Source organism: Massilia putida (assembly GCF_001941825.1).
GTDB lineage: Bacteria > Pseudomonadota > Gammaproteobacteria > Burkholderiales > Burkholderiaceae_D > Telluria > Telluria putida.
Window position 1 is genome coordinate 2,367,789 of the sequence record NZ_CP019038.1, and the last position, 26,544, is coordinate 2,394,332.

Here is a 26,544-nt window from a genome sequence, read left to right on the forward strand (position 1 = left end):
GGATTATGCGTGGCTTTCTTCAAATGCGCTCCAGCGTCGGCATCCACACGCGCAACAGCGAGTACAGCCGGGTCAGGTCGATCGGCTTGGCCAGGTAATCGTTGGCGCCGGCTGCCAGGCATTGTTCCTGGTCGTCCTTCATCGCCTTCGCCGTGATGGCGATGATGGGCAGGCGCGCGAAACGCTTGTCCTGGCGGATGCGGCGCGTCGCTTCCAGCCCGTCCATGCCCGGCATCATCACGTCCATCAGGACCAGGTCGATCGCTTCGTTGTCATCGAGTCTGGCAATGGCTTCGTAACCATTGCGGCCCACCTCCACCTTGGCGCCGCGTTGTTCCAGTGCGCTGGTCAGCGCGAACACATTGCGCACGTCGTCGTCCACGAGCAGGATCGTGCGGCCTTCGAACACACGGTCGCGTCCGCGCACCGTCTTGAGCATCGACTGGCGTTCCGACGACAGTTCCGATTCCACCTTATGCAGGAACAGCGTCACCTCGTCCAGCAGGCGCTCTGGCGAGCGCGCGCCCTTGATGATAATCGAGCGCGAATACTTCAGCAGTTCCGCTTCCTCGTCGCGCGTCAGGTTGCGTCCCGTGTAGACGATCACGGGCGGGAACGAGCACAGTTCTTCCAGAGACATACGCTTGAGCAACTCGTTACCCTGCATATCGGGCAGCTTCAAGTCGATGATCATGCAATCGAAAATCTGCGTGCGCAACAGATTCAAGGCGTCTTCGCCCGAACCGACCGCGGCGATCTCGACGTCGGTATCGGCGATCAATTGCACGACGCTGTCGCGCTGGCGTTCATCGTCCTCGACGAGCAGCACGCGCTTGATCGTCTGCGACGACTTGTCCTTCAATTTGCGGAACACGTCTTCCAGCTGTTCGCGCGACGTCGGTTTCAACGCATAGCCGATCGCGCCCAGGTGCAAGGCCTCGCCGCCATTTTCCTGGCTCGAGACGACGTGGACCGGGATGTGGCGCGTGGCCGGGTTGTCCTTGAGCTGTTGCAGCACGGACAGGCCGGAGCGGTCCGGCAGGCGGATGTCGAGCAGGATCGCGTCCGGGCTGTCGTTCGCGGCCAGCTCCAGGCCTTCCTGCGCCGTCAGGGCGACGAGGCAGCGGAATTCCATGTCGTGCGCGAGGCCGTACAGGATGCGCGCGAACTCCGGCTCGTCCTCGATCACGAGCACCGTGCGCACGCCGGCGGCGGGCTCGGTGCGGTCGTCGGCGAACGGCTGCGGCATCGCTTGCGGCTCGGCGGCGGCCGGCTCGGATGCGGATGCAAATGCGGGTTCGGGCTCGGGAGTACGGACGGGCGGCTGGGCCGGCGGCAGTACGGGAGGCGTGGCGGCAACGGTGCCGTTGCGCGGCAGGCTGAGGATGAACGTGCTGCCCTCGCCCGGCGCGCTCGTCAGGCTCAAGGTACCACCGAGCAATCCGGTCAGGTCGCGCGAAATGGACAGGCCCAGGCCCGTGCCGCCGTATTTGCGGGCAGTCGAACCGTCGGCCTGGTGGAAGGCGTCGAAGATTTTTTCCTGTTGCTCGGGCGCGATGCCGATGCCGGAATCCTGCACGGCGAACTGGATCCAGCCGTCCGTATTCGCGCTGACGGTCAGGCTGACCTTGCCGGTGTCCGTGAACTTGACGGCGTTCGACAGCAGATTTTTGAGAATCTGCTCCAGGCGCTGGCGGTCGGTGTGGATGCTGACGGGCACGTCCGGCTCGATCGTCAGATCGAACGCCAGCTGCTTCTGGCGCGCCAGCGGTTCGAACATGCGGGCCAGGCCCTCGATGACGCGGCGCAACGGCAAATCTTCCGGCACGAGTTCCAGCTTGCCGGCCTCGACCTTGGAAATATCCAGGATATCGTTGATCAGGTTGAGCAGGTCGTTGCCGGCCGAATAAATCGTCTGGGCAAAGCGTACCTGTTCCTCGTTCAAGTTGCCGCTGCTATTGTCCGCCAGCAGCTTGGCGAGGATGAGCGAACTGTTCAGCGGCGTTCTCAGCTCGTGCGACATGTTCGCCAGGAACTCGGATTTGTAGCGGCTGGCCCGTTCCAGTTCCAGCGCCCGCTCGCGCAATTGCTCCTGCGCTTCCACCAGCGCCGTGTTCTTGTTGTCGAGGTGGGTTGCCTGCTCGGCCAGCTGTTCGTTCGTCTGCTCCAGCTCGGCCTGCTGGTTTTCCAGCGCCGACTGCGATTCCTCCAGCGCGCGCGACTGTTCCTCCAATTCCTCGTTCGCCGTGCGCAATTCTTCCTGCTGCACTTGCAGCTCTTCGTTCAGCGCCTGCTGTTCTTCCAGCGCGGCTTGCAGGCGCTGGCGGTGCAGGACGTTGGCGACCGCCGCGCCGACCGAGGCGGCGATGGTCTCCATGAACTGGACGTCGCGCTCGTGCACGCCATGCAGGAACCCGATCTCGATGACCCCCTTGATCTTGCCGAAGTTCGACACGGGCGCGATCAAGAGTTCGCGCGGCGCCGCCTCGCCCAGCGCCGAGCCGACCCTGATATAGTCCGGCGGCAGCTCGCGCAGGATGATGACGCGGTTCTCGTTGGCGGCCTGCGCGGCCAGCGACTCGTCCGGCTGCACGATGCGGCCCCGTTCCGTATCCGCATGCGCGAAGCCGTAGGCGCCGATGCGGACGAGCGTACCATCCTCGTTACGCATGTACATCGCGCCCACGACGCCGTTCAGGTAGCGCGCCACATAGCTGAGCACGGCCTCGGCCAGCGGTTCCAGGCTGATGATACCCGTCGTCTTCGCGGACAACTCCGTCAGGCCGATGCGCAGCCAGGCCTGCTGGCGCAGCTGTTCGTTGTGCTCTTCTTCGTATTGCAGGATGGCGCCGTACGACTTCGACAACGCCATCAGCTCGCGCCGGCCGAACAGCGCCAGCAGCCCCGCCACGACGAGGCTGAACGCGAGGAATGCGGCGACGGACCACGCGATCACGGAGCGGGACGTGGCGTTGCGCTCCTGCAGGATGCGTTGTTCTTCCAGGATAAAGTCGAGGAACTCGCGCCGGACCTGGTCCGTCAGCAGCTTGCCGCGGCCGGTCTTGATGGTCTGGACCATCTCGACGAAATCGCTGGTCTTGCCGCGCCGCGCGATCATCTCCTCGGCAAACTTCTGCCACTCGTTCTGCGCCGCGCGTACGCGCTCGATGCGCTCCAGCTGCCCCGGATTGGTGTCCACCAGGCGCGCCAGGTTCCTGAGCTCGGCCTCCATGCGCGGCTTGGCCGACAGGTAAGGCGCCAGGAAATCGTCGTCGCCGGACAGCAGGTAGCCGCGCATGCCCGCTTCCATGTCGGCCGACAGGCGGTTGACCTCGTTGGCGCGGCCGATCACGTGCTCGGAGTGCTCCACCCAGCTCAGGACGTTGATGAGGTACGCGATGATCCCCACGAATACCAGCGCGCTGAGCACGCCCATGCCCAGGGGCATGGCGACGTTGCGCGACAGGATGCGGCGGAATTGGTCGCTATCGATACTTGAACCGGGCATGCTGTGTCATGACTCTTATGAAAAAAATATCCTAAGTGTAACGCAAGCAAAGAAACCGACGCGTTCGTTTGAACATGTTTTTGCGAAGTCGCCGGTGTTACACGACATTGATATATTTATGACAGGAATGGCGCAAGATACCGTGCCGTTCGGCTCGCGCGGACCTTGACCACGTCGGCGGGCGGCCCTTCCGCCACGACCTTGCCCCCGGCCTCGCCCGCCCCGGGACCGATATCGATCACCCAGTCGCATGCGGCCACGACGCGCATCGTGTGTTCGACCATGATGACGGTGTTGCCGGCGTCGACGAGACGGTCGAGCTGGGCCAGCAGGCGGTCGGCGTCGAGCGGATGCAGGCCCGTCGTCGGCTCGTCCAGTACATACAGCGTGCCGCCGCGGCCCGCGCGCTGCAGCTCCGTCGCCAGCTTGATGCGCTGGGCTTCGCCGCCGGACAGCTCCGTCGCGCTCTGTCCCAGCCGCAGATAGCCGAGCCCCACCTCGCGCAATACCTGCAGCGGCCGCGCGACGGCGTCCTCGTCGGCGAAGAACGCGTGCGCCTCGTCGACCGTCATGCCCAGCACGTCGGCGATGTTGCGGTCGTTGTAGCGGATCGAGAGGGTGTCGGCGTTGTAGCGCGCGCCGCCGCACGTGGGGCAAGGCGCGTACACGCTCGGCAGGAACAACAGCTCGACCATGACGAAGCCCTCGCCCGCGCAATGCTCGCAGCGTCCTTTCGCCACATTGAACGAGAAGCGCCCGGCGTCGTAGCGGCGTTTCCTCGCGGCCGGCGACGCGGCGAACAGCTTGCGCACCTGGTCGAACAGGCCCGTGTACGTGGCGAGGTTCGAGCGCGGCGTGCGGCCGATGGGCTTCTGGTCCACGCGCACGAGGCGGCGGATGCCGTGCATCGGCCCCGCGATGTGGCCGACGGTCGGGATGTCGGCCTCGCGCTCGAGCTCCAGGCCCTCTTCCTGCTCCTCGTCCGCCCCGCCCTGGCCGAGCGCGGCGCCGACGAGGTCGACGAGCACCTGGCTCACGAGCGTCGACTTGCCGGACCCGGACACGCCCGTCACGCCCGTCATCACGCCCAGCGGGAAGCAGACGGCCAGGTCGTGCAGGTTGTTGCGCGTGACGCCTTCCAGCCGCAGCCAGCCGGCCGGCGCGCGCGGCGTGCGTCGCGCAGGCTTGAACGCATCGTCCATGTCAGGAAACAGGTAGCGCCGCGTGTGCGAACCGGCGACGCCGCGCAAGCCGTCGGGCGCGCCGCTATACAGGATCCGTCCGCCCTGCTCGCCCGCCTGCGGGCCGACATCGACGATCCAGTCGGCGTGGCGGATCACGTCCAGCGCGTGCTCGACGACGAACAGCGAATTGCCGGCCGCCTTCAGGCGCGCGAGCGCATCGAGCAGCGCTTCCGTATCGGCCGGGTGCAGGCCGGCGGACGGTTCGTCCAGCACGTACACGACGCCGAACAGGTTGGAACGCACCTGCGTGGCCAGGCGCAGGCGCTGCAGCTCGCCCGGCGACAGCGTCGGCGTGCTGCGCTCCAGCGCCAGGTAGCCGAGGCCCAGCGCCAGCATCGTGTCGAGCCGCGCGCACAGGTCGGCCGCGATGCGCTGCGTGACGATCAGCTGCTCGGGGTGTTTCGCGGTCCTCGTCCTGCCCTTCGGCTCGGTGCCGTCCGCATAAGGCCGCAGCAACTGCGCGAGGCGTTCGAGCGGCACCCGTGACAGGGTCATGATGTCCATGCCCGCAAACGTCACCGACAACGCTTCCTGGCGCAGGCGGCGGCCCTGGCACAGCGGGCATTCCGTGCTCACCATATAACGCGCCACGCGCTTCTTCATCGATGCGCTTTCCGTGTTGGCGAAGGTTTGCAGCACATAGCGGCGCGCGCCGCTGAAGGTGCCCTGGTAGCTGGGGGTCTCCTTGCGCTTCAGGGCGCGGCGGGTTTCTTCCGGCGTAAGGCCCGCGTACACGGGCACGGTCGGCGTTTCGTCCGTGAACAGGATCCAGTCGCGGTCCTTCTTCGGCAAATCTCTCCACGGCGTGTCGACGTCGTAGCCCATCGTGACGAGGATGTCGCGCAGGTTCTGGCCGTGCCACGCGGGCGGCCACGCGGCGACGGCGCGCTCGCGAATGCTCAAGCTGTCGTCCGGCACCATCGATTGTTCGGTCGCGTCGTACACGCGGCCCAGGCCCGAGCACTGCGGGCAGGCGCCTTCCGCCGTGTTGGGCGAGAACGATTCGGCGTACAGCAGGTCCTGCCCGGGCGGATAATCGCCGGCGCGCGAGTACAGCATGCGCAATGAGTTCGACAACGTCGACACGCTGCCAACGGACGAACGCGTCGTCGGCGTGCCCCGCTGCTGTTGCAATGCGACGGCGGGCGGCAGGCCGTCGATGTCGTCCACTTCCGGCACGGGCATCTGGTGAAACAGCCGGCGCGCGTACGGCGACACCGATTCCAGGTAGCGCCGCTGCGCCTCCGCGTACAGCGTCCCGAACGCGAGCGACGACTTGCCCGAGCCGGACACGCCGGTGAACACGACGAGCGCGTCGCGCGGGATGTCGAGGTCGACGTTTTTCAGATTGTGCTCGCGCGCGCCGCGCACGCGCACGTGGCCTGTCAGCGGCTTTTGGCTATGCATGCCTGCGGCTCCGGATGCTTCATGAAGCCCTATTCCAGCACGCGCGAGCCCGGCCGTCGGTGCGCTCGGCCACAGTCCCCGGTCGTTCCCGCGGAAGCGGGAATCCATACTGAGTTACAGTATTCGGTATGTCAAAGAGATGCTGTAAGTCTTTTAACAGACCGGCTTCGGCGCTTCGGCATGGGGGAATGACGCCGGTTCAGGGAATCAGTCCCCGCGCCCGCAATTCGGAGAATAAATCGTAGAACGAATCCTCGGTCGATTGCCACGCGGCGAAGCCGAGGCGGCGGCTGTTCGCCATGTCCGTCATCACTTCGATGGGACGGCCGAGATCGAGGTCCGTGTGCCAGGGCGACACGAGGCGGTTCAAGTCCGCCTCGACGAGCCTGCGGCGCGTGGCGATGTCGCGCCACACGGCGTGGTCGTTCGCCATCTCCGCTTCCAGCGGTTTGATCGCGCCGTCGAAGCCGGCCGCCTGGACGCCGAACCACGCCGCGAGCCGGCGCCACAGCCAGCTCCAGCGGAAATAATCGCCGTTCGCGATATTGAAGGCTTCGTTGCGCGCGGCGTCCGTGTCCGCGGCCCAGCGCAGCTGCCTGGCGAGCATGCGCGCGTCCGTCACGTCGGACAGTCCTTCCCACTGCGCTTGCGAGCCGGGGAACCGGAACGGGCGGCCGGTCTCCTTGCAGATCGACGCATACACGGCCAGCGTCGTGCCCAGGTTCATCGCATTGCCGATGGCCATGCCGATGATCGTGTGCGGGCGGTGCACGGTCCACGTCAGCCGGTCGCGCGCGGCCGCCGCATAGACCTCGTCTTCCTGCGCGTAATAAAAATTGGCGAGCGGGAGGCGCGGCTGGGATTCGCGCAGCGGCGTGTCGGGCAAGGTGCCGGCACTGGCGTACGCCTCGAACGGGCCGAGGTAGTGCTTGAGGCCCGTCACCAGCGCCACGTGGCGCACGGTCTTGCGGTTGCCGAGCGCATCCAGCAGGTTGCGCACGAGGGCGGCGTTGACGCGGATGTTCTCGGCTTCGCTGTCCTGGCGCATCCACGCCGTGATGAACACGTGCGTCGGCCCCGCGGTGCCGAACGCAGTGGCCAGGGCCTCGCCCAGCCGCTCGGGATCCATCAGGTCGGCCGGCACGGGGATCAGGCCCGGCAGGTCGGCGGGCGGCCGGCGCGCGAGGCCGTACACGGTCCAGCCGTGGGCCAGCAGTTCCCGTGCCGTGGCATGGCCGCCGATGCCGCTGGCGCCCACGACGAGTGCGCTTCTTTGCATGTGCCCCTCCGTGACGATGGCAATCCGTATTCTTGCCTTCTTGCGGAAAAGGCGTCGCGCCGTTGGCTAGTCGGCCTTGAAGTTCTGGCCCAGCGATACCGGCTTGTTCAGCAGGATCGTCTGCGGATTGCGGCAGATGACGACCAGCACGACGATCGTCGCCACGTAGGGCAGCATCGACAGGAACTCCGACGGGATCGGCACGCCGAGCCCCTGCCCGTGGAACTGCAGCACCGTCACGCCGCCGAACAGGTAGGCGCCCAGCAGCAGGCCGCGCGGCTTCCACGTCGCGAACACGACCTGCGCCAGCGCGATCCAGCCGCGCCCCGCCGTCATGCCCTCGACCCACATCGGCGTCAGCGCCAGCGACAGATACGCGCCGCCGAGTCCCGCCAGCGCGCCGCCCGCGAGCACGGTGGCATAGCGCAACCGGACGACCGGCATGCCGATCGCATGGGCGCTGTGCGGCGCCTCGCCGACGGCGCGGATCGACAGGCCCAGGCGGGTGCGCGCGAGTATCCAGCCCGTCAGCAGCACGAGCACGAGCGACGCGTATACCATCGCATCGAAGGAAAATAGCAGCGGCCCGACGAACGGCAGGTCCGACAGCACGGGCAGGTGCAGCCGGGGCAGCGGCACCACCGTCTGGCCGACGAGGTCGCGCCCGAGGAAGGCCGAGAGGCCGAGGCCGAACAGGGTCAGCGCGAGGCCCGTCGCGACCTGGTTCGTCTGCAGGGTGAGCACGAGCACGCCGAACAGCAGCGCCATCGCCATGCCGGCGCCGAGCGCGGCGCCGAGACCCAGGCCCGCGGAACCGGTGTGCAGGGTGACGGAAAAACCGGCCACGGCGCCGACGAGCATGATGCCCTCGAGGCCGAGGTTGATGACGCCGGCGCGTTCGGCCACCAGCTCCCCGGTCGACGCGAGGACGAGCGGCGTGGCGGCGCCCGCCGTGCTGGCGAGGAAGGCGATCAGGTAATCGGGGCTCATGCGGCCTCCTTCGCGACGATCGGCAGGGCCGCGTGGCGCGGCTTGACACGGTAGTGGATGAACAGGTCGGCCGCCAGCAGGTAGAACAGCAGCAGGCCCTGGAACAGGCCGGTGATGGCGGACGGCAGCTGCAGCTCGATCTGCGCCGTCTCGCCGCCGATGTACAGCAGCGACATCAGCAAAGAGGCCAGCAGCACGCCGACGGGATGCAGGCGGCCGACGTAGGCGACGATGATGGCGGCGAAGCCGTAGCCGGGCGACACCGAGGCCTGCAACTGGCCCAGCGGCCCCGCGACTTCGCCGACACCCGCCACGCCGGCCAGTGCGCCGCTCGTGAGAAAGGCGATCCACACGTTCTTCGGCTCGGAAAAGCCGGCGTACAGCGCGGCGGCCGGCGCCATGCCGGACGCCTGCATGCGGTAGCCCGCGAAACTGTGGCGGCAAAAGAACCAGGCGCCCGCGACCGCGGCCAGCGACAGCGGGAACGCGGCATTCACGCGCAGGCCTTCCTTCAGCAGCGGCAGCATGGCGGCGTCGCCGAACATCTTCGATTGCGGGAAGTTGTAGCCGGCCGGATCGCGCACGGGGCCATGCACGAGGTAGCCGAGGAACAGGTAGGCGACGTACACGAACATCAGCGACACCAGGATCTCGCTCGTATTGAAGCGCGTGCGCAGCAGCGCGGGCACGGCCGCCCACGCGGCGCCGCCCGCGGCGCCCGCCAGGATCATCAGCGGCAGCAGCCACGGGGCCTGGGTACCGTCGAAGTACAGCGCGACGCAGCCGGCGGCCACGGCGCCCATCGTCAACTGGCCGTCCGCGCCGATGTTGTGGACGTTGGCACGGAAGCCGATGGCGAGGCCGACGCCGCACAGGGTCAAGGGCGTGGTCTTGAGCAGCAATTCGCCAATGCCGTACATCGAGGTCAGCGGCTGGATAAAATAGACGTAGAACGCATGCAACGGCGCCTGTCCGAGGAACAGGAACAGCAGCGAGCCGGAGACGAGCATCGCGATGGCCGCAATGAGCGGCGACGACAGCATCATCGCGCGCGAGGGTTCGGGACGGGCTTCAAGCCGGGACATGGACGACTCCTTGTGGTGCGAATGCCGCGGGAGAGGCTTCCTCGAAGTCTCCGCCCATCCAGCGGCCGATCTGGTTGACGCTGGTGGCGCTTGTCGCCACGGCGGGCGACAGGCGGCCCTTGGCCAGCACGGCGATGCGGTCGCACATCATGAACAGCTCGTCGAGTTCTTCCGACACGACGAGCACCGCGACGCCCGCGTCGCGCAGGTCGATGATGGCCTGGCGGATCAGCATGGCGGCGCCGATGTCGACACCCCACGTGGGCTGCGCGACGACCATCACCCTGGGCGCCAGCCGGATCTCGCGGCCGACGATGAATTTCTGCAGATTGCCGCCCGACAGGCTCGCGGCCACGGACTGCGTCCCGCCGCACTTGACCTTGAAGCGCTCGATGACGCCCGCCGCGAACGCGCGCACGGCGCCGCGCCGGATCACGCCGGCCCTGGCCATGCCGGCGTCCGGGTTCAGGTAGCCCGTCAGCAGCGCATTGTCGGCCAGCGACAGCGCGGGCACGGCGCCGCGGCCGAGCCGCTCTTCCGGCACGAAGCCCAGGCCCAGGCGGCGGCGCGCGGCGGCGGCCAGCCTGCCGGCGTCGCGCCCCAGTAAGCGGATGCTCGATGGCTTGGGCGCCAGCCGCTCGCCCGAGATGGCCTTCAACAGCTCCTGCTGGCCGTTGCCGGAGACGCCGGCCAGGCCGACGATCTCGCCGGCGCGCAGCTCGAGCGAGATGCCGCGCAAGGCCGTGCCGAACGGGTCGTCGCTCGGCAGGTCCAGCGCAGCGAGCGCCATCAACACGTCGCCCGGCGCGCGCGGCGCGAGGCTGCACGTCGGCAGGTCGCCGCCGATCATCATTTCGGCCAGCGAATGCGCCGTCTCTGCGCGCGGGTTGGCGGTGCCGGCCACGCGGCCCGCGCGCAGCACGGTGGCGCGGTCGCACAGGGCCTGGATCTCGTCCAGCTTGTGGCTGATATACAGGATGCTGACGCCGTCGTCGCGCAGGCGGCGCAGCGACACGAACAGCTTCCGCACGGCGTCGGGCGTCAGCACGGACGTGGGCTCGTCCATGATCAGGAGACGCGGCGACTGCAGCAGGCAGCGCACGATCTCCACGCGCTGGCGCTCGCCCACGGACATGCTGTGCACGAGCCTGGCCGGGTCGAGCGGCAGCCCGTATTGTTCGGAGACGGCGCGGATGCGCGGCGCAAGCGTACCGGGCGTCGTCCTTTCGTCCAGCGCGAGCGCGATGTTCTCGGCCACCGTCAGCGTCTCGAACAGCGTGAAGTGCTGGAACACCATGCCGATGCCCAGCCGGCGCGCGGCCGACGGCGAATCGATGCGCACCTGCTTCCCTTCCCACATGATCTCGCCGGCGTCGGGCTTCGTGACGCCGTAGATCATCTTCATGAGGGTGCTCTTGCCGGCGCCGTTCTCGCCCAGCACCGCGTGGATCTCGCCGGGCATGACCGTCAGGTCGACGTCCGCGTTGGCCACGACGGACGGATAGATCTTGGAGATCCCGAGCAACCGCAGGCGCGGTTCGATCCGCGCTTCGGCGCCGATATGGGGATCGCTCATCTTGACTCCAATCGTTGTATACAAAACGAGGGTTGTCGTTTGCAATTTGCGTGCCCACGGCGTTGCGCACCGCGGAGCGCACGACTTGTATACGAAAACGCACCGTGTCGGCTCAGGGTCTCACCGAAACAAGGCGCCTGCTTGCCCGCGATGCGAGCACGCGCGTGTGCACGATTCCTGCTTCATTTGTCGACGACGGCGGACACCCCGCCCCGACATGGAGACCCGAATGACCGAGACCACCGCCGCGCCGGCCGCCCGCAAGCGCGGACTCACGGCCGTCGACGAGCGCATCTACCGCGCCGTCGTCAACGCCGTGATGAGCCACCGCCTGCCGCCCGGCACCCGCCTTGGCGAAGCGGATTTCTGCGAGCTGTACGGCGTGAGCCGCACCACCGTGCGCAAGGCCCTGCAGCGCCTCGCGCACGACCACATCATCGAACTGCGCCCGAACCGCGGCGCCGTCGTCGCCTCGCCCTCGCCGAAGGAAGCGCGCGACGTGTTCGCCGCGCGGCGCGCGCTGGAGCGCGAGATCGTGCCGCTCGTCGTCAAGCGCGCGACGCCCGCCTCGCTGCGCGCCATCCGCAGCGCGATCGAGGCCGAGGAAGCGGCGCGCCACGGGGCCGACCGCACCGCGTGGATCCGCCTCGGCGGCGAGTTCCACCTGCTGCTGGCGGCCCTTTCCGGCAACGCGGTGCTGGAGCGCTTCATGGCCGAACTGGTGTCGCGCTGCTCGCTGATCATCGCCCTGTACGAAAACCCGGGCGCCCCCATGTGCGGCAACCACGACCACCACGACCTGCTCACGCTGATCGAGAACGGCGACGCGGAGCTGGCCACGAGCCTCATCGAGCGCCACCTCGTCGAAATCGAAGCGCGCCTGCACCTGGGCGAACAGGATCGCAAGGTCAACCTCGCCGAAGCGCTGGGCGAGCGTTGAAAGCCTGGCCCGCAACTTGCTAACGGATGAGATGGAGATTGCATCCGATCCCGCCCGCGATCGGATGCAATCCACAACGTCGCCCACCCCAAACAATAAGGAAACTGCATGAAGACGCCCCCGTTCCGCCTCGCCTTCCTCGCCCTGCTCGCCGCCTTCAGCGCCGGCGCCCACGCCGCCGACTGGAGCGACACGTCGCTCAGCTGGCGCTACGGCACCAAGTTCTCCGAACCGTACAACGGCGAGGACATCACTAAGCACGTCATCAACTTTTCCAACGTCAGCGGGTACAAGTACGGCAAGAACTTCTTCAGTGTCGACTTCCTGTTCTCGGACTCGCACGACCCGTCCGCCGTGGGCGCGTCCAGCGGCGCGCACGAAGCGTATGCGCTGTATCGCCACACGCTCGACCTCGGCAAGGTCACGGGCGCCGACCTCGCGTTCGGTCCCGTGCGCGGCGTCGGCGTCACCGGCGGGTTCGACGTCAACAGCAAGACGGACGCCGGCTACAACTCCAAGAAGCGCATGCTGGTGCTGGGTCCCACGCTGATGTTCGACGTGCCCGGCTTCCTCGACGTCAGCCTGCTCGCCCTGCGCGAGAGCAACGCACCATTCAACGGCTTCACCAGCGTCAGCACGCCGCGCTACACCTACAAGACGCACGCCATGCTGTCGGCCGCCTGGGGCATCCCGTTCACCCTGGGCGTGCCGCTGTCGTTCGAGGGCTACGCCAACTACATCGGCACCAAGGGCAGGAACGAATTCGGCGGCCCGACGGCCGTCGAGATCAACGTCGACATGCAGGTGATGTACGACCTGAGCCCGGCCATCGGCGCGGCCAAGAACACGCTCAAGCTGGGCCTCGAATACCAGTACTGGAAGAACAAGTTCGGCAACCCGGAAAGCGTCGCACCGGGCGCCACCGCGAAGACCCCGATGGTCCGCGCCGAATACCACTTCTGATCCATCCCACATTCCACCGAAAGAGGACCACCATGAATCGCCGCAAGCTGCTTGCCCTTACCTTCCTGTCTTCCCTCGTCACACTGACCGCGCACGCGGCAGATCCGCTGAAGGTCGCCTTCGTCTACGTCGGCCCGGTGGGCGACGCCGGCTGGACCTATGCCCACGAACAGGGCCGCCAGGCCATGGAGAAGGCGCTGGCCGGCAAGGTCGTCACCAGCTATGTCGAGAACGTGCCGGAAGGCGCGGACGCCGAGCGCGTCATCCGCAAGCTGGCCGCCGACGGCAACAAGCTGATTTTCACCACGTCGTTCGGCTTCATGAACCCGACGGAAAAGGTGGCCAAAGCCTTTCCGAACGTCGTGTTCGAGCACGCGACCGGCTTCAAGCTGGCCAAGAACATGGGGGTATATGAAACCCGCCAGTACGAGGGCACGTACCTGCAGGGCGTGATCGCGGCGAAGATGAGCAAGACCGGCACCATCGGCTTCGTCGGCTCGTTCCCCGTGCCCGAGGTGATCCGCAACATCAACGCCTACACGCTCGGCGCGCAGAGCGTGAACCCGGCCATCAAGACGAAGGTCGTGTGGATCAACAGCTGGTACGACCCCGCCAAGGAACGCCAGGCCGCCGAGACCCTGATCGCACAAGGCGCCGACGTCCTCACGCAGAACACGGACTCGCCCGCCACGCTGCAGGTCGCGCAGGAAAAAGGAAAATATGCATTCGGCTGGGATTCCGACATGGTCAAGTTCGCGCCCAAGGCCCACCTGACGGCGACGACGAATTCGTGGGGCGACTTCTACACCCGCACCGCCCAGGCCGTGATGGCCGGCACGTGGAAAAGTGCCGAGGTACGCGGCGGCCTGAAGGAAGGCATGGTCAAGATGTCGCCGCTGAACGCCGCGATCCCCGCCGACGCGGCCAAGCTCTTCGAGGGGAAGAAAGCCGCGCTCATCGGCGGGGAGATCAAGCCGTTCCAGGGACCGTTGAAGGACCAGTCAGGCGCCGTCAAAGTGGCGAAAGGCAGCGAGATGTCGCTGGCCGACCTGAAGGGCATGAACTGGTACGTGCAGGGTGTCGAGGGCACGATTCCGAAATGACCGCCCCGACCTCGCAAGACCATGACTTCCTGACCCGCGTGTTCGCGCTGGCGCAGCGGTCGCGCGACGAGGGCCACCATCCGTTCGCCGCCATCGTCGTCGGCGCGGACGGCGCCGTCATCGCCGAGGCGATGAACGATTCGTCCACGGACCGCACGGCCCACGCCGAGATGAACGCGCTGCGCCAGGCGTCGCGCCGCTACGCGCCGGCCGAATTGGCCGGCGCCACGCTGTACAGCAACGCGGAACCGTGCGCGATGTGCGCCGGCGGCACGTACTGGAGCGGCGTCGGACGCGTCGTCTACGGCTTGTCCGAAACGAGCCTGCTGGCGTTGACGGGGAGCGATCCGGAGAACCCGACGCTGTCGCTGCCTTGCCGCGACGTGTTCGCGCGGGGGCAGCGAACGACGGCGGTGATCGGACCGTTACGGGAAGACGAGGCGAGAGCGGCGCACGCCGGATTCTGGCACAAGGACTGAAGCCGCCGCGTCACGTGCGGGCGAGGCCTTCGAGTGCAGCGCACATCGATGCCACGCCCGCCCCTTCCACGAACCGCCCCGCCACGGCGCGCGTCCGCTCGTCCAGTCCCGGCGCCGCCAGCAATGCGCCCAGCGCGCGTACGAGCCGGCGTTCGTTGAGCCGCGCCGCCGGCAGGCTCGCACCGACGCCCAATGCCGTCACGCGCGCCCCGTTGTCGAATTGGTCGTGCGCCAGCGGCACGACGAGCTGCGGCGTCCCCGCGCGCAACGCTTCCGCCGTCGTGCCGATGCCGCCGTGGTGGATCAACGCTGCCGCACGCGGCAGCAGCGCCCGCAGCGGGACGTATGCCTGCCACAGCATGGCCGGCGGCAGGTCGGCCGGCACCTGGTCGCGGTGCGGCGTGAGAAAGATGGCGCGCCGGCCCAGGCGTTCCACCGCTGCCCGCGCATGGCGGAAATACGCGGCCGCCTGCGTGTTGCCGGTGCCGTGCGTGAACACGAGCGGCGGCGTGCCGGCCTGCAGGAACGCGATCAACTCGGGCGCCAGGGGCGCGTCGGCGTTCGGGTCGGCGTTCGGGTCGAATAGCGGAAAATCGCCGCGCACCAGTGGCCGCGGCCAGTCCGGCTGCGTGGGCGCGAACCACGCCGGAAACAGTGTGAGCGACAGGTCGGGCACGGTCGCGATCCAGTCCATCAGCGTCTCGACAGGCGCGAGGCCGTGCGCGGTGCGCGCCGCGTTCACGTCGGCCAGCGCGACGGGATCGATGAAGCGCTTGCCCACCCAGCGCCAGAAAGCGCGCCGCGCCGCCAGCGGCACCCAGGCGGGCACGCGCCACGGCCCGATCATCAACGGGTCGTGCACCGTCATCAGGTTCGCCGGCGCCAGGTACGCGGCCGCGATCTTCACGCCGGGATGCACCGCGCGGCACAGGTCCGCCTCGGGCAGCGCGAGCGGATGCACGAGCAGCACGCAGCGCTCATGCGCCGGCAGCGCCTCGACGAAAGGAACGATGCACGCCATCGCGGGCCGCGTCGCGCGCCAGACGACGCCGAAGCCGCGCGTCGGGTGCCACAGGTCGGGGTCGTGCAGCACGGCCTCGTCGGCGGGCAGGCCCGTGAACGGCAGGCCGGTCGGGCGCATCCACGGGCCGTGCTGCTCGGGCGCGAGAAAGCTCACGCGGTGGCCGCGCGCGCGCAGCGCGCGCGCCAGCGCCAGGAAGGGGAACAGGTCGCCGGCCGAGCCGATCGTGACGACGACGTAGTGGACGGGTTCGATGTCAGAGGAACCGGTCGAGAATCTTCCGGCTGCCTTTGTCGATGGCGAACATGTCGCGGATGAGGAAGTGGATGCCATGGCTGTCCGCGATCAGCAGGGAATACGCGCCGAGGCGGCGGATGTCTTCCTCCCCTTTCAGCACGAATTCCGTGTCGCCGCGGTCCGTCTTGACGGTCCAGGTGCACGGCGTCGCGAAGCTGGACACCGCCTTGATCGACTGGATCTCGGGCATGAATTCGCGGCCCTCGAGTTCTTCCGTCACGAGTGTGCGGATGTCGGCCGGCATCGTCTCGAGGTCGTCGATCCACCCGACTTCCTTGCCACCGTCGCGCACGAGCGAAATGCCCTTCGTCGGGGCCTGCACGGGGAACGAGCGCACCGGCGCCACGCCGACGAATTCCTCGCCCTCGCCATTCGTCAGTACCAGCTTGCCGAACGCATCCCGGCGTAAGTTAAAAGTGGTCATCGTTCAGTCTTCCTTGCTGCCGTCGTCCGGGTCCTGGTCCACATTGCGCGCCTGCGCTTCGTACAGGCGGAAATACGCGCCCTGGCGCGCCATCAGCTCATCGTGGTTGCCCTCTTCCACGACCTGGCCGCGATCGAGCACGACGAGGCGGTCGGCGCGGTGCAAGGTGGAGAGCCGGTGCGCGATGGCGATCGTCGTGCGGCCCTGCACGAGGTTGTCCAGCGCCTTCTGGATTTCCTTTTCCGTCTCCGAGTCGACGGACGACGTGGCCTCGTCGAGGATCAGGATCGGCGGGTCGATCAGCAGCGCGCGCGCGATCGAGATGCGCTGGCGCTCGCCGCCGGACAGGCCCTGGCCGCGCTCGCCGACCATCGAGTCGTAGCCCTGCGGCAGGCGCAGGATGAATTCGTGGGCGTGCGCGGCGCGGGCGGCGGCGATGATCTCTTCGCGCGTCGCATCCGGCTTGCCGTAGGCGATGTTCTCGGCGATGGTGCCGAAGAACAGGAACGGCTCCTGCAGCACGAGGCCGATGTGGCGGCGGTAGTCGGCCACGGCGAAGCTGCGGATGTCGCGGCCGTCCAGCAGGATCGCGCCTTCCGCCACGTCGTAGAAGCGGCAGATCAGGTTGACCAGCGTGCTCTTGCCCGAGCCGGAGTGACCGACGAGGCCCACCATCTCGCCGGCCTTGATGTTCAGCGAGATGCCGCGGTTGACGGCGCGGTTCCCGTAGCGGAAGCCCACTTCGCGCAGCGCGATATTGCCGTCGACCTTGTCCAGCTTCACGGGATTGACGGGGTCCGGGACGCTCGACACGTGGTCGAGGATGTCGAAGATGCGCTTGGCGGCCGACGCCGATTTCTGCGTGACGGACACGATGCGGCTCATCGAATCGAGGCGGACATAGAACCGGCCGCTGTACGCGATGAACGCGGACAGCACGCCGACGGTGATCTCCTGCTGGCTCACCTGCCAGATGCCGAAGCACCAGATGACGAGCAGGCCCAGTTCCGTCAACAGCGACACGGTCGGCGAAAACAGCGACCACACCTTGTTCAATTTGTCGTTGACGGCCAGGTTGTGCTTGTTCGCCTCGCGGAAACGCCACGCTTCGCGATGTTCCTGCGCGAACGCTTTCACGACGCGGATGCCGGGGATGGTATCGGCCAGCACGTTCGTGACCTCGCCCCACACGCGGTCGATCTTTTCGAAGCCGGTGCGCAGTTTGTCGCGCACGACGTGGATCATCCACGCGATGAACGGCAGCGGGACCAGCGTGATCAGGGCGAGCTTGGCGTTGATGCTGAACAGGATCGCGCCCGTCATGATGATCATGAGGACATCGGACAGGAAGTCGAGCAGGTGCAGCGACAGGAACACGCAGATGCGGTCCGAGCCGCTGCCGATGCGCGACATCAGGTCACCGGTGCGCTTGCCGCCGAAGAATTCCAGCGACAATCTCAGCAGGTGCTCATAGGTTTCGGAACGCATGTCGGCGCCCATGCGCTCCGACACGAGGGCCAGGATGTACGTGCGGCCCCAGCCCAGCGCCCAGGCCAGGATCGCGGACGCGAACAGGCCGCCCATGTACTGGTACACGAGGCGCGTATCGATGTGCTGGCCGTTCTGGTACGGGATCAGGACGTTGTCCATCAGTGGCATCGTCAGGTACGGCGGGATCATGTGTGCGCCGGTACTTGCCAGCATCAGCAAGAATCCCAAAAGCAGCTGCCCCTTATATGGTCTGGCGAAGCGCCACAAACGGAACAAGGTCCAGGTCGACGGCGGGGTGTGCAGCACCTTGGTGCAGATCGGACAGTCTTCCTGGTCCGGCTCGAGCGGCGCCTTGCAACTTGGACAAGTATGTTGTTCGGGCGGCTGCACGGCGACGCCGCTGACGTAGCTGTCGACCTGGTCGTGGAACTGGTCGACGACGCGGATGGCTTGCAGGTTCTGCCCGAGGGTGAAGCGCCAGGCCGCCAAGAGGCCGTTCTGGTCGACGAGTTCCAGGTGGCCGACACCCCCGTGATCGTAATGGCGCAAGGCCAGGCCGGCACGGTAAGGCCAGTCGCGCCACATCGTGTCGCCGGGGGCGCGGGTAAGCAGGCGATAATTGGTGACGACGAGGATGCCTTTGGTGAAACGTAATTTCGCATCGAGGTCAACCTCGACGCTGTTTAAAACGTTTTCCCCTGGCGCAAGCTTTTTCGCGACGTCCGCCTGCCAGTGCTCAGGCAGGAAACCGGCGGTCAAGGCCGGCGGAACGGAGGGAACAAGTTGTTGAGTTGTCATGTGATGCCGCCGGTAAAGGCAAAGTTTCCGGTTCTATTTCGGGATTGGAGCGGCCAAAGGCTGGCAGATCTGTACGATGGAACGTCGTGAGCGGTAATGCCGTTGACACGCACACCGACTGAAAGGCGACGTGCGGGAGTGTACGGTATTCTATCGGAGGGCCAGACTGGCAGAAATCGGTTCGGCAAGGTAAAGTTCGTTCCGGCAAGTATATAACATGTGCATTGTGGAAAGAGAGGAAGCAGGGCCGCGATCCGGCGCCGGCTTTGACCAACGATGTGCAAACATAGGCAACGCCATGCGATGAGAGGGCGGTCATCGCGTGGCTGGATATTTTCATGACAAATAAGAAAGACATTGCAATTCTTCGTGTAAACCACTTGCGTGGACCGAACATCTGGACCTACCGCCCTGTCATCGAAGCATGGCTCGACATCGGCGAACTCGAAGAATGTCCTTCGAATAAACTTCCCGGCCTGTATGAACGCCTCACCGCCTGGTTGCCGGGCCTGATCGAACACCGCTGCGGCGTCGGCGAGCGCGGCGGTTTCCTGGAGCGACTGCGCGACGGCACGTGGGCCGGCCACATCCTCGAACACATCGTCCTCGAAATGCAAAACCTGGCCGGCATGAAGACCGGCTTCGGCAAGACCCGCTCCACCGCGGACCACGGCATTTATAAAATGGCATTCCGCACGCGCGACGAGACCGTCGGCCGCGCCGCCCTGCAAGCCGGCCACGCGCTCCTGATGGCCGCCATCAACGACACCCCGTTCGACCTGCAAGCCAAGGTCGCGGAACTGACGGAACTGGTCGACCGCTACTGCCTGGGCCCGTCCACGGGCCACATCGTCGACGCCGCCACCGACCGGCGCATCCCGTCCATCCGCCTGACCGAGGGCAATCTCGTGCAACTGGGCCACGGCAGCGCGCAGCGCCGCATCTGGACGGCCGAGACCGACCGCACCAGCGCCATCGGCGAATCCATCGCCAGCGACAAGGACCTCACGAAAACCCTGCTCGCCTCCTGCGGCGTGCCGGTGCCCGAAGGCTCGGTCGTCCGCAGCGCGGAAGCCGCGTGGGAAGAAGCGCAGGACATCGGCCTGCCCGTCGCCGTCAAACCGGTCGACGGCAACCACGGCCGCGGCGTGTCGCTGAACCTGATGTCGGAAGCGGACGTGCATGCGGCCTATGCCATCGCGTCCGAGGAAGGCGATTCCAGCGCCGTCCTCGTCGAACGCTTCATTCCCGGCAACGAACACCGCCTGCTGGTCGTCGGCTCGAAAGTCGTCGCGGCCGCCAAGGGCGAATCGCTGTGGGTCGTCGGCGACGGCACCTCCACCGTCACCCAGCTGTGCGACAGCCAGATCAACATCGACCCGCGCCGCGGCGACTCGGAAGAATTTCCGCTCGGCCTCGTCACGCCGCAGGACAGCGAGATCAAGCTGGACCTGAAACGCCAGGGCCTCACGCCGGAGTCGATCCCGCAAGCGGGTCAGAAAGTGCTGATCCAGCTGAACGGCAACGTCGCCGACGACGTCACGGACGAAGTCCATCCGGACGTGGCGTATGTCGCCGCGCTGGCCGCGCGCGTCGTGGGCCTGGACATCGCCGGCATCGACCTCGTGTGCGAAGACATCTCGCGTCCGCTGGAAGCGCAGCGCGGCGCCATCATCGAAGTCAATTCCAGCCCGGGCCTGCTGGCGCACATCAAGCCCGCCAAGGGCGAGCCGCGCAACGTCGGCCGTGCCATCGTCGAGCACCTGTTCGCCGAGGGTGAAACGGGCCGCATCCCGCTCGTGGGCGTCACCGGCACCACGAACGCCGCACTGACCGCGCGCCTCGTCGGCACGGTGCTGAACCTGTCCGGCAAACACGTGGGCGTGGCGAACCGCGACGGCCTGTTCCTCGACGGCCGCCAGGTCACCGCGCAGGACGGCACCCGCTTCGACGCCGGCCAGCGCCTGCTGATCAACCGCACCGTGCAGGCCGCCGTGTTCGAATCGAATGCGCGCACGATCCTGTCCGAAGGCCTGCCCTACGACCGCTGCCAGGTCGGCATCGTGACGGAGATGGGCATGGCTGCCGACGTGGCCGACCTGTACGTGCGCGACGACGATGCGCTGTACAACGTCGTGCGCAGCCAGATCGACGTCGTGCTGTCCGATGGCGCGGCCGTGTTGAACGCGGCCGACGCGCGCGTGGCCGCGCTGGCCGAACTGTCCGACGGCGCCGTGCTGTTCTACGCGCTGGACGAAGCCAACGAGACGCTCAAGGCGCACCGCGCCGCCGGCGGCCGTGTCGCGTTCGTGCGCGGCGGCCACATCGTGCTCGCGCAAGGCATTGAAGACATGCCGCTGCTGGGCATCGACAAGGTCAAGCCGGCCACCGCCGCGCAACCGGAAGCGCTGCTGGCCGCGGCGCTGGCCGGCTGGGCGCTGGACGTGCCGACGGACCTGATCTGCGCCGGCCTGCGCACGTTCGACGCAGCCGCCAAAAAGGGCAAGGCCTGAACAAATATACGTGCCCGGCACGACCGGGCCAGTGTGCGCCAGCTACCAGGAGTTCTGGCGCCGCAAGACCCTAAAGGAAAGATCTATGGAAGTAACACGCGTACGCGCCCTGCGCGGTCCCAACCTGTGGAGCCACCACACGTCGATCGAGGCGATCGTCACCTGCGCGCCGGAAGAGGAATCGATCGGCGCCCTGTCCGGTTTCGAGACGCGCCTGCGCGCCCTGTTCCCCGACATCGGCCCGCTGCAGCCGACCGGCCATGACGACACCGTCCCGCTGGCCCACGTGCTGGAAGTCGCGGCGCTGGCCCTGCAGGCGCAGGCCGGCTGCCCCGTCACGTTCAGCCGCACGACCGCCACGCTGGAGCGCGGCGTCTACCAGGTCGTCGTCGAATACAGCGAGGAAGACGTCGGCCGCCTGGCCATGCAGCTGGCCGAGCAGCTGTGCGACGCGGCCCGCAACGACCAGCCGTTCGACCTCGAAGGCGCGCTCAAGCAGCTGCGCGACCTCGACGAGGACGTGCGCCTCGGCCCGTCGACGGGTTCCATCGTGCACGCGGCCGTCGCGCGCGGCATCCCGTACCGCCGCCTGACCGAGGGCAGCCTGGTGCAGTTCGGCTGGGGCAGCCGCCAGCGCCGCATCCAGGCCGCCGAGATCGACGCCACCGGCGCCATCGCCGAATCCATCGCCCAGGACAAGGAACTCACCAAGACCCTGCTCAACGCGGCCGGCGTGCCGGTCCCGCTGGGCCGCAGCGTGAGCGACCCGGATGACGCCTGGGCCGCCGCGCAAGAGATCGGCCTGCCGGTCGTCATCAAGCCGAAGGACGGCAACCAGGGCAAGGGCGTGACCGTGAACGTCACGACGCGCGAACAACTGAACGCGGGCTTTGCCGCCGCGTCCGAGTTCCGCGACGACATCATGGTCGAAAAATACCTGCCGGGCCACGACTACCGCCTGCTCGTCGTCGGCAACAAGCTCGTCGCCGCCGCCCGCCGCGACCCGCCGCACGTCGTGGGCGACGGCGTGCACACCGTGCGCCAGCTCGTCGACATCGTCAACCGCGACCCGCGCCGCGGCGACGGCCATGCGACGTCGCTGACGAAAATCCGCTTCGACGACATCGCCCTCGCGAGTCTGGCGAAGCAGGGTTACGACGCCGACTCCGTGCCGCCGAAAGGCCAGCGCGTCACGCTGCGCAACAACGCCAACCTGTCGACGGGCGGCTCCGCGGCGGACGTCACGGACGACGTCCATCCGGAAGTGGCGGCCCGCGCGATCGCGGCCGCGCACATGGTCGGCCTGGACATCTGCGGCGTCGACCTCGTGTGCGACAGCGTCCTGAAGCCCATCGAGGAGCAAGGCGGCGGCATCGTCGAAGTGAACGCCGCGCCGGGCCTGCGCATGCACATCTCGCCGTCGTTCGGCAAGGGCCGCGCCGTCGGCGAAGCCATCATGGACACGCTGTACGCCCCGGGCGACGACGGCCGCATCCCGGTGGTCGCCGTGACGGGCACGAACGGCAAGACGACGACCGTGCGCCTGATCGCCCACCTGCTCGCGAGCTCGGGCCTGCGCACCGGCATGACCAACACGGACGGCGTCTACATCCAGGGCCGCCGCATCGACAGCGGCGACTGCAGCGGCCCGCGCAGCGCGCGCAACGTGCTGCTGCACCCGGACGTCGACGCGGCCGTGTTCGAGACGGCGCGCGGCGGCATGCTGCGCGAAGGTCTCGCGTTCGACCGCTGCCAGGTCGGCGTCGTCACCAACATCGGCGCCGGCGACCACCTGGGCCTGAACTACATCACGACCCTGGAAGACCTCGCGGTATTGAAACGCGTGATCATCCAGAACGTGGCCCCTGGCGGCATGGCCGTGCTGAACGCGGCCGACCCGATCGTGGCCGCCATGGCCGAGAACACGAAAGGCGACGTCACCTATTTCGCGGCCGACGCCTCGCTGCCCCTCATGCAGAAACACCGCGCCCAGGGCCGCCGCATCGTCTACGTCAAGGACGGCCACCTCGTCGCGGCGCAAGGCAAAGTGGAAGAGCGCGTGCCGCTGCTCGACGTGCCGATCACCCGCGGCGGCGTGATCGGCTTCCAGGTCGAGAACGTGATGGCGTCCGTGGCGGCCGCATGGGCCGTCGGCATCTCGTGGGATGCGATCCGCCTCGGCCTCAAGACCTTCGTGGGCGAAAGCGACAACGCGCCGGGCCGCTTCAACGTGTTCGACTACCGCGGCGCGACGGTCATCGCCGACTACGGCCATAATCCGGACGCGATCCAGGCCTTGGTGAACGCCGTCGAATCGATGCCGGCCAAGCGCCGCTCCGTCGTGATCTCGGGCGCGGGCGACCGCCGCGACGAGGACATCCGCGACCAGACCCGCATCCTCGGCAAAGCGTTCGACGACGTGCTGCTGTACGAAGACCAGTGCCAGCGCGGCCGCCTTGAGGGCGAAGTCGTCGCCCTGCTGCGCGAGGGTCTCGCCGGCGCGCCCCGTACCACGCACGTCGAGGAGATCAAGGGCGAGTTCGTCGCGATCGACAAGGCGCTCGCGCGCTTGCAGCCGGGCGACCTGTCCCTGATCCTGATCGACCAGGTCGACGAGGCGCTGGCGCACATCGCCAAGCGGGTGAAGGAAGGCTAACGCCTTGCGGCTGACGGCCGCGCCGCGTTGTTCCGTAACGGGCGCCGCGTGCGCCCGTTTTGCTTTTTGTTGGTGCTGCTCAGAAACGTAGGGCCTTGCGCACGCTACGTTAAGCAACGAACGCGTTCAAGACGGCATCTGGCATACCATGAGAGATCGTGGCCACCCGCCTGGCCATTGGCATTCAAGCGAGCGGTGCAACCATGACGATCGACAAGGACAACCAACCACAGCCTGCCGCGGCCGAGGACACGGCGCCGGACATGCCGTTCCGGCGCCTGCTCTACCGCTTCCTGTTCTTCGACTGGCTGTTCCGGGACGTGAGCGCCGCACGCGACCGCTTCGAACGCCACGCCGCGCACCAGCACAACCGCAAGATGAGCCGCTACCTGCCCGTCTACCTGCGGCGCTGGTCGTTCCTGACCGCGTTCGATTTCGCGCTGGGCATCCTGTTCGAAAAAGTCCTGCAGGCGGGGCTGCTGTCGGCCTGGTTCTTCACGTGGTCGTGCGTCACGTTCACGGGGATGATCGTCATCACGGTGGCCTGGCTCATCCTCAATCATGCGCGGTTTTCCTGATCGATCTTTTGCTTGATGCATGGTAAGTTTCCGTCGTGCAATTGCGCGACGATAGAGTCCTCGACCAATACAAGGAGGACGTCATGACTTACCGATGGATCGACGACCAGGGCTTGCTGAAGAAAATGCTCGGGGAACGGCGGATCGACCGCTGGACGGCCGACAATGTCCAGGACGCCTTGCGCGCGCAAGGGGTGCATGCGGCGGCGCGGGCGATGGAGTACCGGCGGGTGAGACTGGAGACGGCGCTGAGGGTGTTGGCGGTGCAGGGCAGGCGCCGCCGCTACCTGCTACCTTGACCTGTCTCTCCGAAACCGGTTGCAACGGGGCCGCCCGTCGGCTCAAAAGCACACCCGCGGCCTGTCAGTAACTGGGCCAACGTCACCTGCTCAGCCAGCAACTTCTGCTTACAATCATTACAACCTTATCCGTCCTCTTGCCGCGCCACTCAGCCGTTATTGGCTCAGGTGATTCGTTTGAACATCACCACCAATTTCAGGAGAATGAAGATGAAAACCACCGTCATGCTCGTCGCAGGTCTGCTGTCCGTCCTGGGCTCCAGCGCCTTCGCGCAAACCAACGCCGTCGACCAAGTCAAATCGGACAACTCCGCAATCCGCCACGACACGCGCGAAATCAAGCTCGATCAGCGTGACATCCATCACGACAACCGGGCGATCGCATCGGAACAACGTGACATCGTCCATGACCGGAACGTCGCGGCCCTGGAAAAACGGGATGCCCGTCACGATCAGCGCGTCGAGGACAAACTGATCGCGAAGGGCGACCTCGCGGATGCGCAGAAGCTGGACAAAGCGCGTCGGCACGAACTCAACGAAGCGAAGATCGCCGCACGCGACGCCCATCATGACCGCAACGTGATCGCCATCGAACGGAAAGACCGGGCGCACGACAAGGCGGCGCTGGCCGACGAGCGCGCCGAGCGCAGGGCCGAGGTCGCGCAGCGCGATCGCGACGCCGCGCACATCCGTTGATGGCGGCGGAGCCGGTTCAATAGGTGTAAGCGATAGCGGCCGTCGCACTTGCCGACGTGCGCTGGGCCACGACGGGGCTGTCGCTCACCTTGCCGGTATAGCGGGTGCCGGTCAGTTGGAGCGTGCTCGACCAGTGGTGGTCGAGGTGATGTTCCCAACTGACGCCCGGCACCTGCTGATACACACCGGCGCCGGGGCCGAAGACGGGGAAGGCTGTCCGCGCCGCCTGCCGCGGCGTCACGCCGAACCAGGCTTGATTGTAGCGGCCGTCGCCCCACCAGCCGTCCAGGTCGATGGTGACGGTGTCCACGGCATTCTTGAGCGGTGTGAATTCGACGCCAAGGCGGTAGCGGTTGCGGCGCGCCGTGTCGCGCAGGGCCATTTCGGTTTCGGCACTGACCAGGAACCATGCCGTGAACGTTTGCGCAATCAGCGTGCGGGCAGTCGCGGACCCGGGCACATCGCCCATGCCGGCAAGCCGGTTGGAACCGGGGCGCCAGCTGTTGTTCCTGTCGAGACGGCCAAGGTCGTAGAAAAACGACTGCGCCACGTAGAATTCCGACGCCGACTGGTATTGCACGCCAATACCGCGCAGGGTGTCGGCGAACAGGATGCCGCGCTGGATGGACAGCACCGGATTGGGGACGAGCTGCCGGCTGGCCGCGCCGGGATAGCGCGCCGCGTACGTTGCACCGGCGCCGATCGTCACCTCGGTTTTTTCCCCGAACATGTTTTGCTCCGCCGGCTGGGCCGCCACGGGCTGCTCGGCCGGCGCGGGCACGTCCGCGCGCCCAATGTTCGGCAGGACGGCGAGCGCTACCGCGAGCAGCGTCATGGGCAGTGCGTATGTTTTCATCTGAGCTCCTTGCGTCGATCGGACGAGGGTAGCACGCGGGCGCGTTTGCCGGACAGTAGGCAGAAGGGAGAATATCCGCCGCTTACGCGATGGGTGAGTCGGCTGCGACGAAGACCCGAGCTAACGTGTTGCCAAGCAATCCAATGCTGCCCTTCGCTCCAGAGGGCTTAGCGGTACAACGACGGTCTTGTCCTTGTCGGCGCCCTTGGCCGGCCGTTACTATGCTGAACCATGACCGTTCCACACGAAATTGACGCCGCGACGAAGAGCCTGGCTGCACAGCCATCTGTCGAAAACACACACCCATCGATCCGCAGGGTGCGAAGCCCGGGAAAGGCCCC

General features: G+C 67.0%; 19 protein-coding genes. 9 read left to right on the forward strand and 10 right to left on the reverse strand.

Annotated features, from left to right (window positions below; translation table 11 throughout):
* Positions 1 to 19: 19 nt before the first annotated feature.
* The 6 genes from BVG12_RS12795 to BVG12_RS12820 form a co-directional block, all read right to left on the reverse strand.
* Entirely contained in the window at positions 20 to 3,508 is a 3,489-nt protein-coding gene (locus BVG12_RS12795) for a response regulator (RefSeq protein WP_075792715.1), read from the reverse strand.
* 116 nt (positions 3,509 to 3,624) lie between these two features.
* Positions 3,625 to 6,159, reverse strand: coding sequence for an excinuclease ABC subunit UvrA (locus BVG12_RS12800; protein WP_075792716.1), 2,535 nt, complete (start codon positions 6,157 to 6,159; stop codon positions 3,625 to 3,627).
* A 199-nt stretch (positions 6,160 to 6,358) separates the two neighbouring features.
* Entirely contained in the window at positions 6,359 to 7,438 is a 1,080-nt protein-coding gene (locus BVG12_RS12805; RefSeq protein WP_075792717.1) for an SDR family oxidoreductase, read from the reverse strand.
* Positions 7,439 to 7,504: 66 nt separating this feature from the next.
* Positions 7,505 to 8,428, reverse strand: coding sequence for an ABC transporter permease (locus tag BVG12_RS12810; RefSeq protein WP_075792718.1), 924 nt, complete (start codon positions 8,426 to 8,428; stop codon positions 7,505 to 7,507).
* The gene (locus tag BVG12_RS12815; protein WP_075792719.1) at positions 8,425 to 9,513 is read right to left on the reverse strand and encodes an ABC transporter permease; all 1,089 of its coding nucleotides are present in this window, start codon (positions 9,511 to 9,513) and stop codon (positions 8,425 to 8,427) included. Before BVG12_RS12815 ends, BVG12_RS12810 begins: the two co-directional genes overlap by 4 nt.
* Positions 9,500 to 11,089 carry an ABC transporter ATP-binding protein gene (locus BVG12_RS12820; RefSeq protein ID WP_075792720.1) on the reverse strand — a complete coding sequence of 530 codons (1,590 nt, stop codon included), beginning with the start codon at positions 11,087 to 11,089 and terminating at the stop codon, positions 9,500 to 9,502. The genes BVG12_RS12815 and BVG12_RS12820 overlap by 14 nt, the downstream gene beginning before the upstream one ends.
* 229 nt (positions 11,090 to 11,318) lie before the next feature.
* On the opposite strand from BVG12_RS12820, the gene BVG12_RS12825 reads away from it, so the two are divergent.
* The 4 genes from BVG12_RS12825 (at position 11,319) to BVG12_RS12840 (ending at position 14,574) form a co-directional block, all read left to right on the forward strand.
* Positions 11,319 to 12,029: a GntR family transcriptional regulator gene (locus BVG12_RS12825; RefSeq protein ID WP_075792721.1), complete on the forward strand. Its 711-nt coding sequence runs from the start codon at positions 11,319 to 11,321 to the stop codon at positions 12,027 to 12,029.
* 108 nt (positions 12,030 to 12,137) lie between these two features.
* The gene (locus tag BVG12_RS12830; RefSeq protein ID WP_075792722.1) at positions 12,138 to 12,992 is read left to right on the forward strand and encodes an outer envelope protein; all 855 of its coding nucleotides are present in this window, start codon (positions 12,138 to 12,140) and stop codon (positions 12,990 to 12,992) included.
* 32 nt (positions 12,993 to 13,024) lie between these two features.
* Entirely contained in the window at positions 13,025 to 14,095 is a 1,071-nt protein-coding gene (locus BVG12_RS12835; protein ID WP_075792723.1) for a BMP family ABC transporter substrate-binding protein, read from the forward strand.
* The gene (locus BVG12_RS12840; RefSeq protein ID WP_075792724.1) at positions 14,092 to 14,574 is read left to right on the forward strand and encodes a nucleoside deaminase; all 483 of its coding nucleotides are present in this window, start codon (positions 14,092 to 14,094) and stop codon (positions 14,572 to 14,574) included. The genes BVG12_RS12835 and BVG12_RS12840 overlap by 4 nt, the downstream gene beginning before the upstream one ends.
* A gap of 10 nt (positions 14,575 to 14,584) precedes the next feature.
* Here the strand turns inward: BVG12_RS12840 and BVG12_RS12845 are convergent, their stop codons facing one another.
* Genes BVG12_RS12845 through BVG12_RS12855 form a run of 3 tightly spaced genes read right to left on the reverse strand, consistent with a single transcriptional unit; the run spans position 14,585 to position 18,605 of the window.
* Complete coding sequence (locus BVG12_RS12845; RefSeq protein WP_083684980.1) at positions 14,585 to 15,928, reverse strand: nucleotide disphospho-sugar-binding domain-containing protein; 1,344 nt, start codon at positions 15,926 to 15,928, stop codon at positions 14,585 to 14,587.
* The gene (locus tag BVG12_RS12850; RefSeq protein WP_075792725.1) at positions 15,852 to 16,316 is read right to left on the reverse strand and encodes a cyanophycin metabolism-associated DUF1854 family protein; all 465 of its coding nucleotides are present in this window, start codon (positions 16,314 to 16,316) and stop codon (positions 15,852 to 15,854) included. The genes BVG12_RS12845 and BVG12_RS12850 overlap by 77 nt, the downstream gene beginning before the upstream one ends.
* Before the next feature lie 3 nt (positions 16,317 to 16,319).
* Positions 16,320 to 18,605, reverse strand: a complete 2,286-nt coding sequence (locus BVG12_RS12855; protein WP_083684983.1) for a cyanophycin metabolism-associated ABC transporter — start codon at positions 18,603 to 18,605, stop codon at positions 16,320 to 16,322.
* Positions 18,606 to 18,943: 338 nt separating this feature from the next.
* Here BVG12_RS12855 and BVG12_RS12860 point away from each other — a divergent pair, with 338 nt between their 5' ends.
* The 5 genes from BVG12_RS12860 (at position 18,944) to BVG12_RS12880 (ending at position 25,347) form a co-directional block, all read left to right on the forward strand.
* Positions 18,944 to 21,118, forward strand: a complete 2,175-nt coding sequence (locus BVG12_RS12860; protein ID WP_075792726.1) for a cyanophycin synthetase — start codon at positions 18,944 to 18,946, stop codon at positions 21,116 to 21,118.
* 85 nt (positions 21,119 to 21,203) lie between these two features.
* Positions 21,204 to 23,774 carry a cyanophycin synthetase gene (gene cphA / locus BVG12_RS12865; RefSeq protein WP_075792727.1) on the forward strand — a complete coding sequence of 857 codons (2,571 nt, stop codon included), beginning with the start codon at positions 21,204 to 21,206 and terminating at the stop codon, positions 23,772 to 23,774.
* A 203-nt stretch (positions 23,775 to 23,977) separates the two neighbouring features.
* Complete coding sequence (locus BVG12_RS12870; protein WP_075792728.1) at positions 23,978 to 24,352, forward strand: hypothetical protein; 375 nt, start codon at positions 23,978 to 23,980, stop codon at positions 24,350 to 24,352.
* A gap of 83 nt (positions 24,353 to 24,435) precedes the next feature.
* Positions 24,436 to 24,651: a hypothetical protein gene (locus BVG12_RS12875; RefSeq protein WP_156895623.1), complete on the forward strand. Its 216-nt coding sequence runs from the start codon at positions 24,436 to 24,438 to the stop codon at positions 24,649 to 24,651.
* A gap of 210 nt (positions 24,652 to 24,861) precedes the next feature.
* A complete protein-coding gene (locus BVG12_RS12880) occupies positions 24,862 to 25,347 on the forward strand; it encodes a hypothetical protein (protein WP_075796341.1) in 486 nt (161 codons plus the stop codon).
* A 16-nt stretch (positions 25,348 to 25,363) separates the two neighbouring features.
* On the opposite strand, the gene BVG12_RS12885 is transcribed toward BVG12_RS12880, so the two are convergent.
* Entirely contained in the window at positions 25,364 to 26,203 is an 840-nt protein-coding gene (locus BVG12_RS12885) for a MipA/OmpV family protein (RefSeq protein WP_075792730.1), read from the reverse strand.
* Positions 26,204 to 26,544 lie beyond the last annotated feature (341 nt).

Bases quoted from the DNA above. Each gene is read 5' to 3' on its own strand.
- BVG12_RS12795 (WP_075792715.1), bottom strand. From the start codon at position 3,508: ATGCCCGGTTCAAGTATCGATAGCGACCAATTCCGCCGCATCCTGTCG.
- BVG12_RS12800 (WP_075792716.1), bottom strand. From the start codon at position 6,159: ATGCATAGCCAAAAGCCGCTGACAGGCCACGTGCGCGTGCGCGGCGCG.
- BVG12_RS12805 (WP_075792717.1), bottom strand. From the start codon at position 7,438: ATGCAAAGAAGCGCACTCGTCGTGGGCGCCAGCGGCATCGGCGGCCAT.
- BVG12_RS12810 (WP_075792718.1), bottom strand. From the start codon at position 8,428: ATGAGCCCCGATTACCTGATCGCCTTCCTCGCCAGCACGGCGGGCGCC.
- BVG12_RS12815 (WP_075792719.1), bottom strand. From the start codon at position 9,513: ATGTCCCGGCTTGAAGCCCGTCCCGAACCCTCGCGCGCGATGATGCTG.
- BVG12_RS12820 (WP_075792720.1), bottom strand. From the start codon at position 11,089: ATGAGCGATCCCCATATCGGCGCCGAAGCGCGGATCGAACCGCGCCTG.
- BVG12_RS12825 (WP_075792721.1), top strand. From the start codon at position 11,319: ATGACCGAGACCACCGCCGCGCCGGCCGCCCGCAAGCGCGGACTCACG.
- BVG12_RS12830 (WP_075792722.1), top strand. From the start codon at position 12,138: ATGAAGACGCCCCCGTTCCGCCTCGCCTTCCTCGCCCTGCTCGCCGCC.
- BVG12_RS12835 (WP_075792723.1), top strand. From the start codon at position 13,025: ATGAATCGCCGCAAGCTGCTTGCCCTTACCTTCCTGTCTTCCCTCGTC.
- BVG12_RS12840 (WP_075792724.1), top strand. From the start codon at position 14,092: ATGACCGCCCCGACCTCGCAAGACCATGACTTCCTGACCCGCGTGTTC.
- BVG12_RS12845 (WP_083684980.1), bottom strand. From the start codon at position 15,928: ATGGCATCCACTTCCTCATCCGCGACATGTTCGCCATCGACAAAGGCA.
- BVG12_RS12850 (WP_075792725.1), bottom strand. From the start codon at position 16,316: ATGACCACTTTTAACTTACGCCGGGATGCGTTCGGCAAGCTGGTACTG.
- BVG12_RS12855 (WP_083684983.1), bottom strand. From the start codon at position 18,605: ATGACAACTCAACAACTTGTTCCCTCCGTTCCGCCGGCCTTGACCGCC.
- BVG12_RS12860 (WP_075792726.1), top strand. From the start codon at position 18,944: ATGACAAATAAGAAAGACATTGCAATTCTTCGTGTAAACCACTTGCGT.
- cphA (WP_075792727.1), top strand. From the start codon at position 21,204: ATGGAAGTAACACGCGTACGCGCCCTGCGCGGTCCCAACCTGTGGAGC.
- BVG12_RS12870 (WP_075792728.1), top strand. From the start codon at position 23,978: ATGACGATCGACAAGGACAACCAACCACAGCCTGCCGCGGCCGAGGAC.
- BVG12_RS12875 (WP_156895623.1), top strand. From the start codon at position 24,436: ATGACTTACCGATGGATCGACGACCAGGGCTTGCTGAAGAAAATGCTC.
- BVG12_RS12880 (WP_075796341.1), top strand. From the start codon at position 24,862: ATGAAAACCACCGTCATGCTCGTCGCAGGTCTGCTGTCCGTCCTGGGC.
- BVG12_RS12885 (WP_075792730.1), bottom strand. From the start codon at position 26,203: ATGAAAACATACGCACTGCCCATGACGCTGCTCGCGGTAGCGCTCGCC.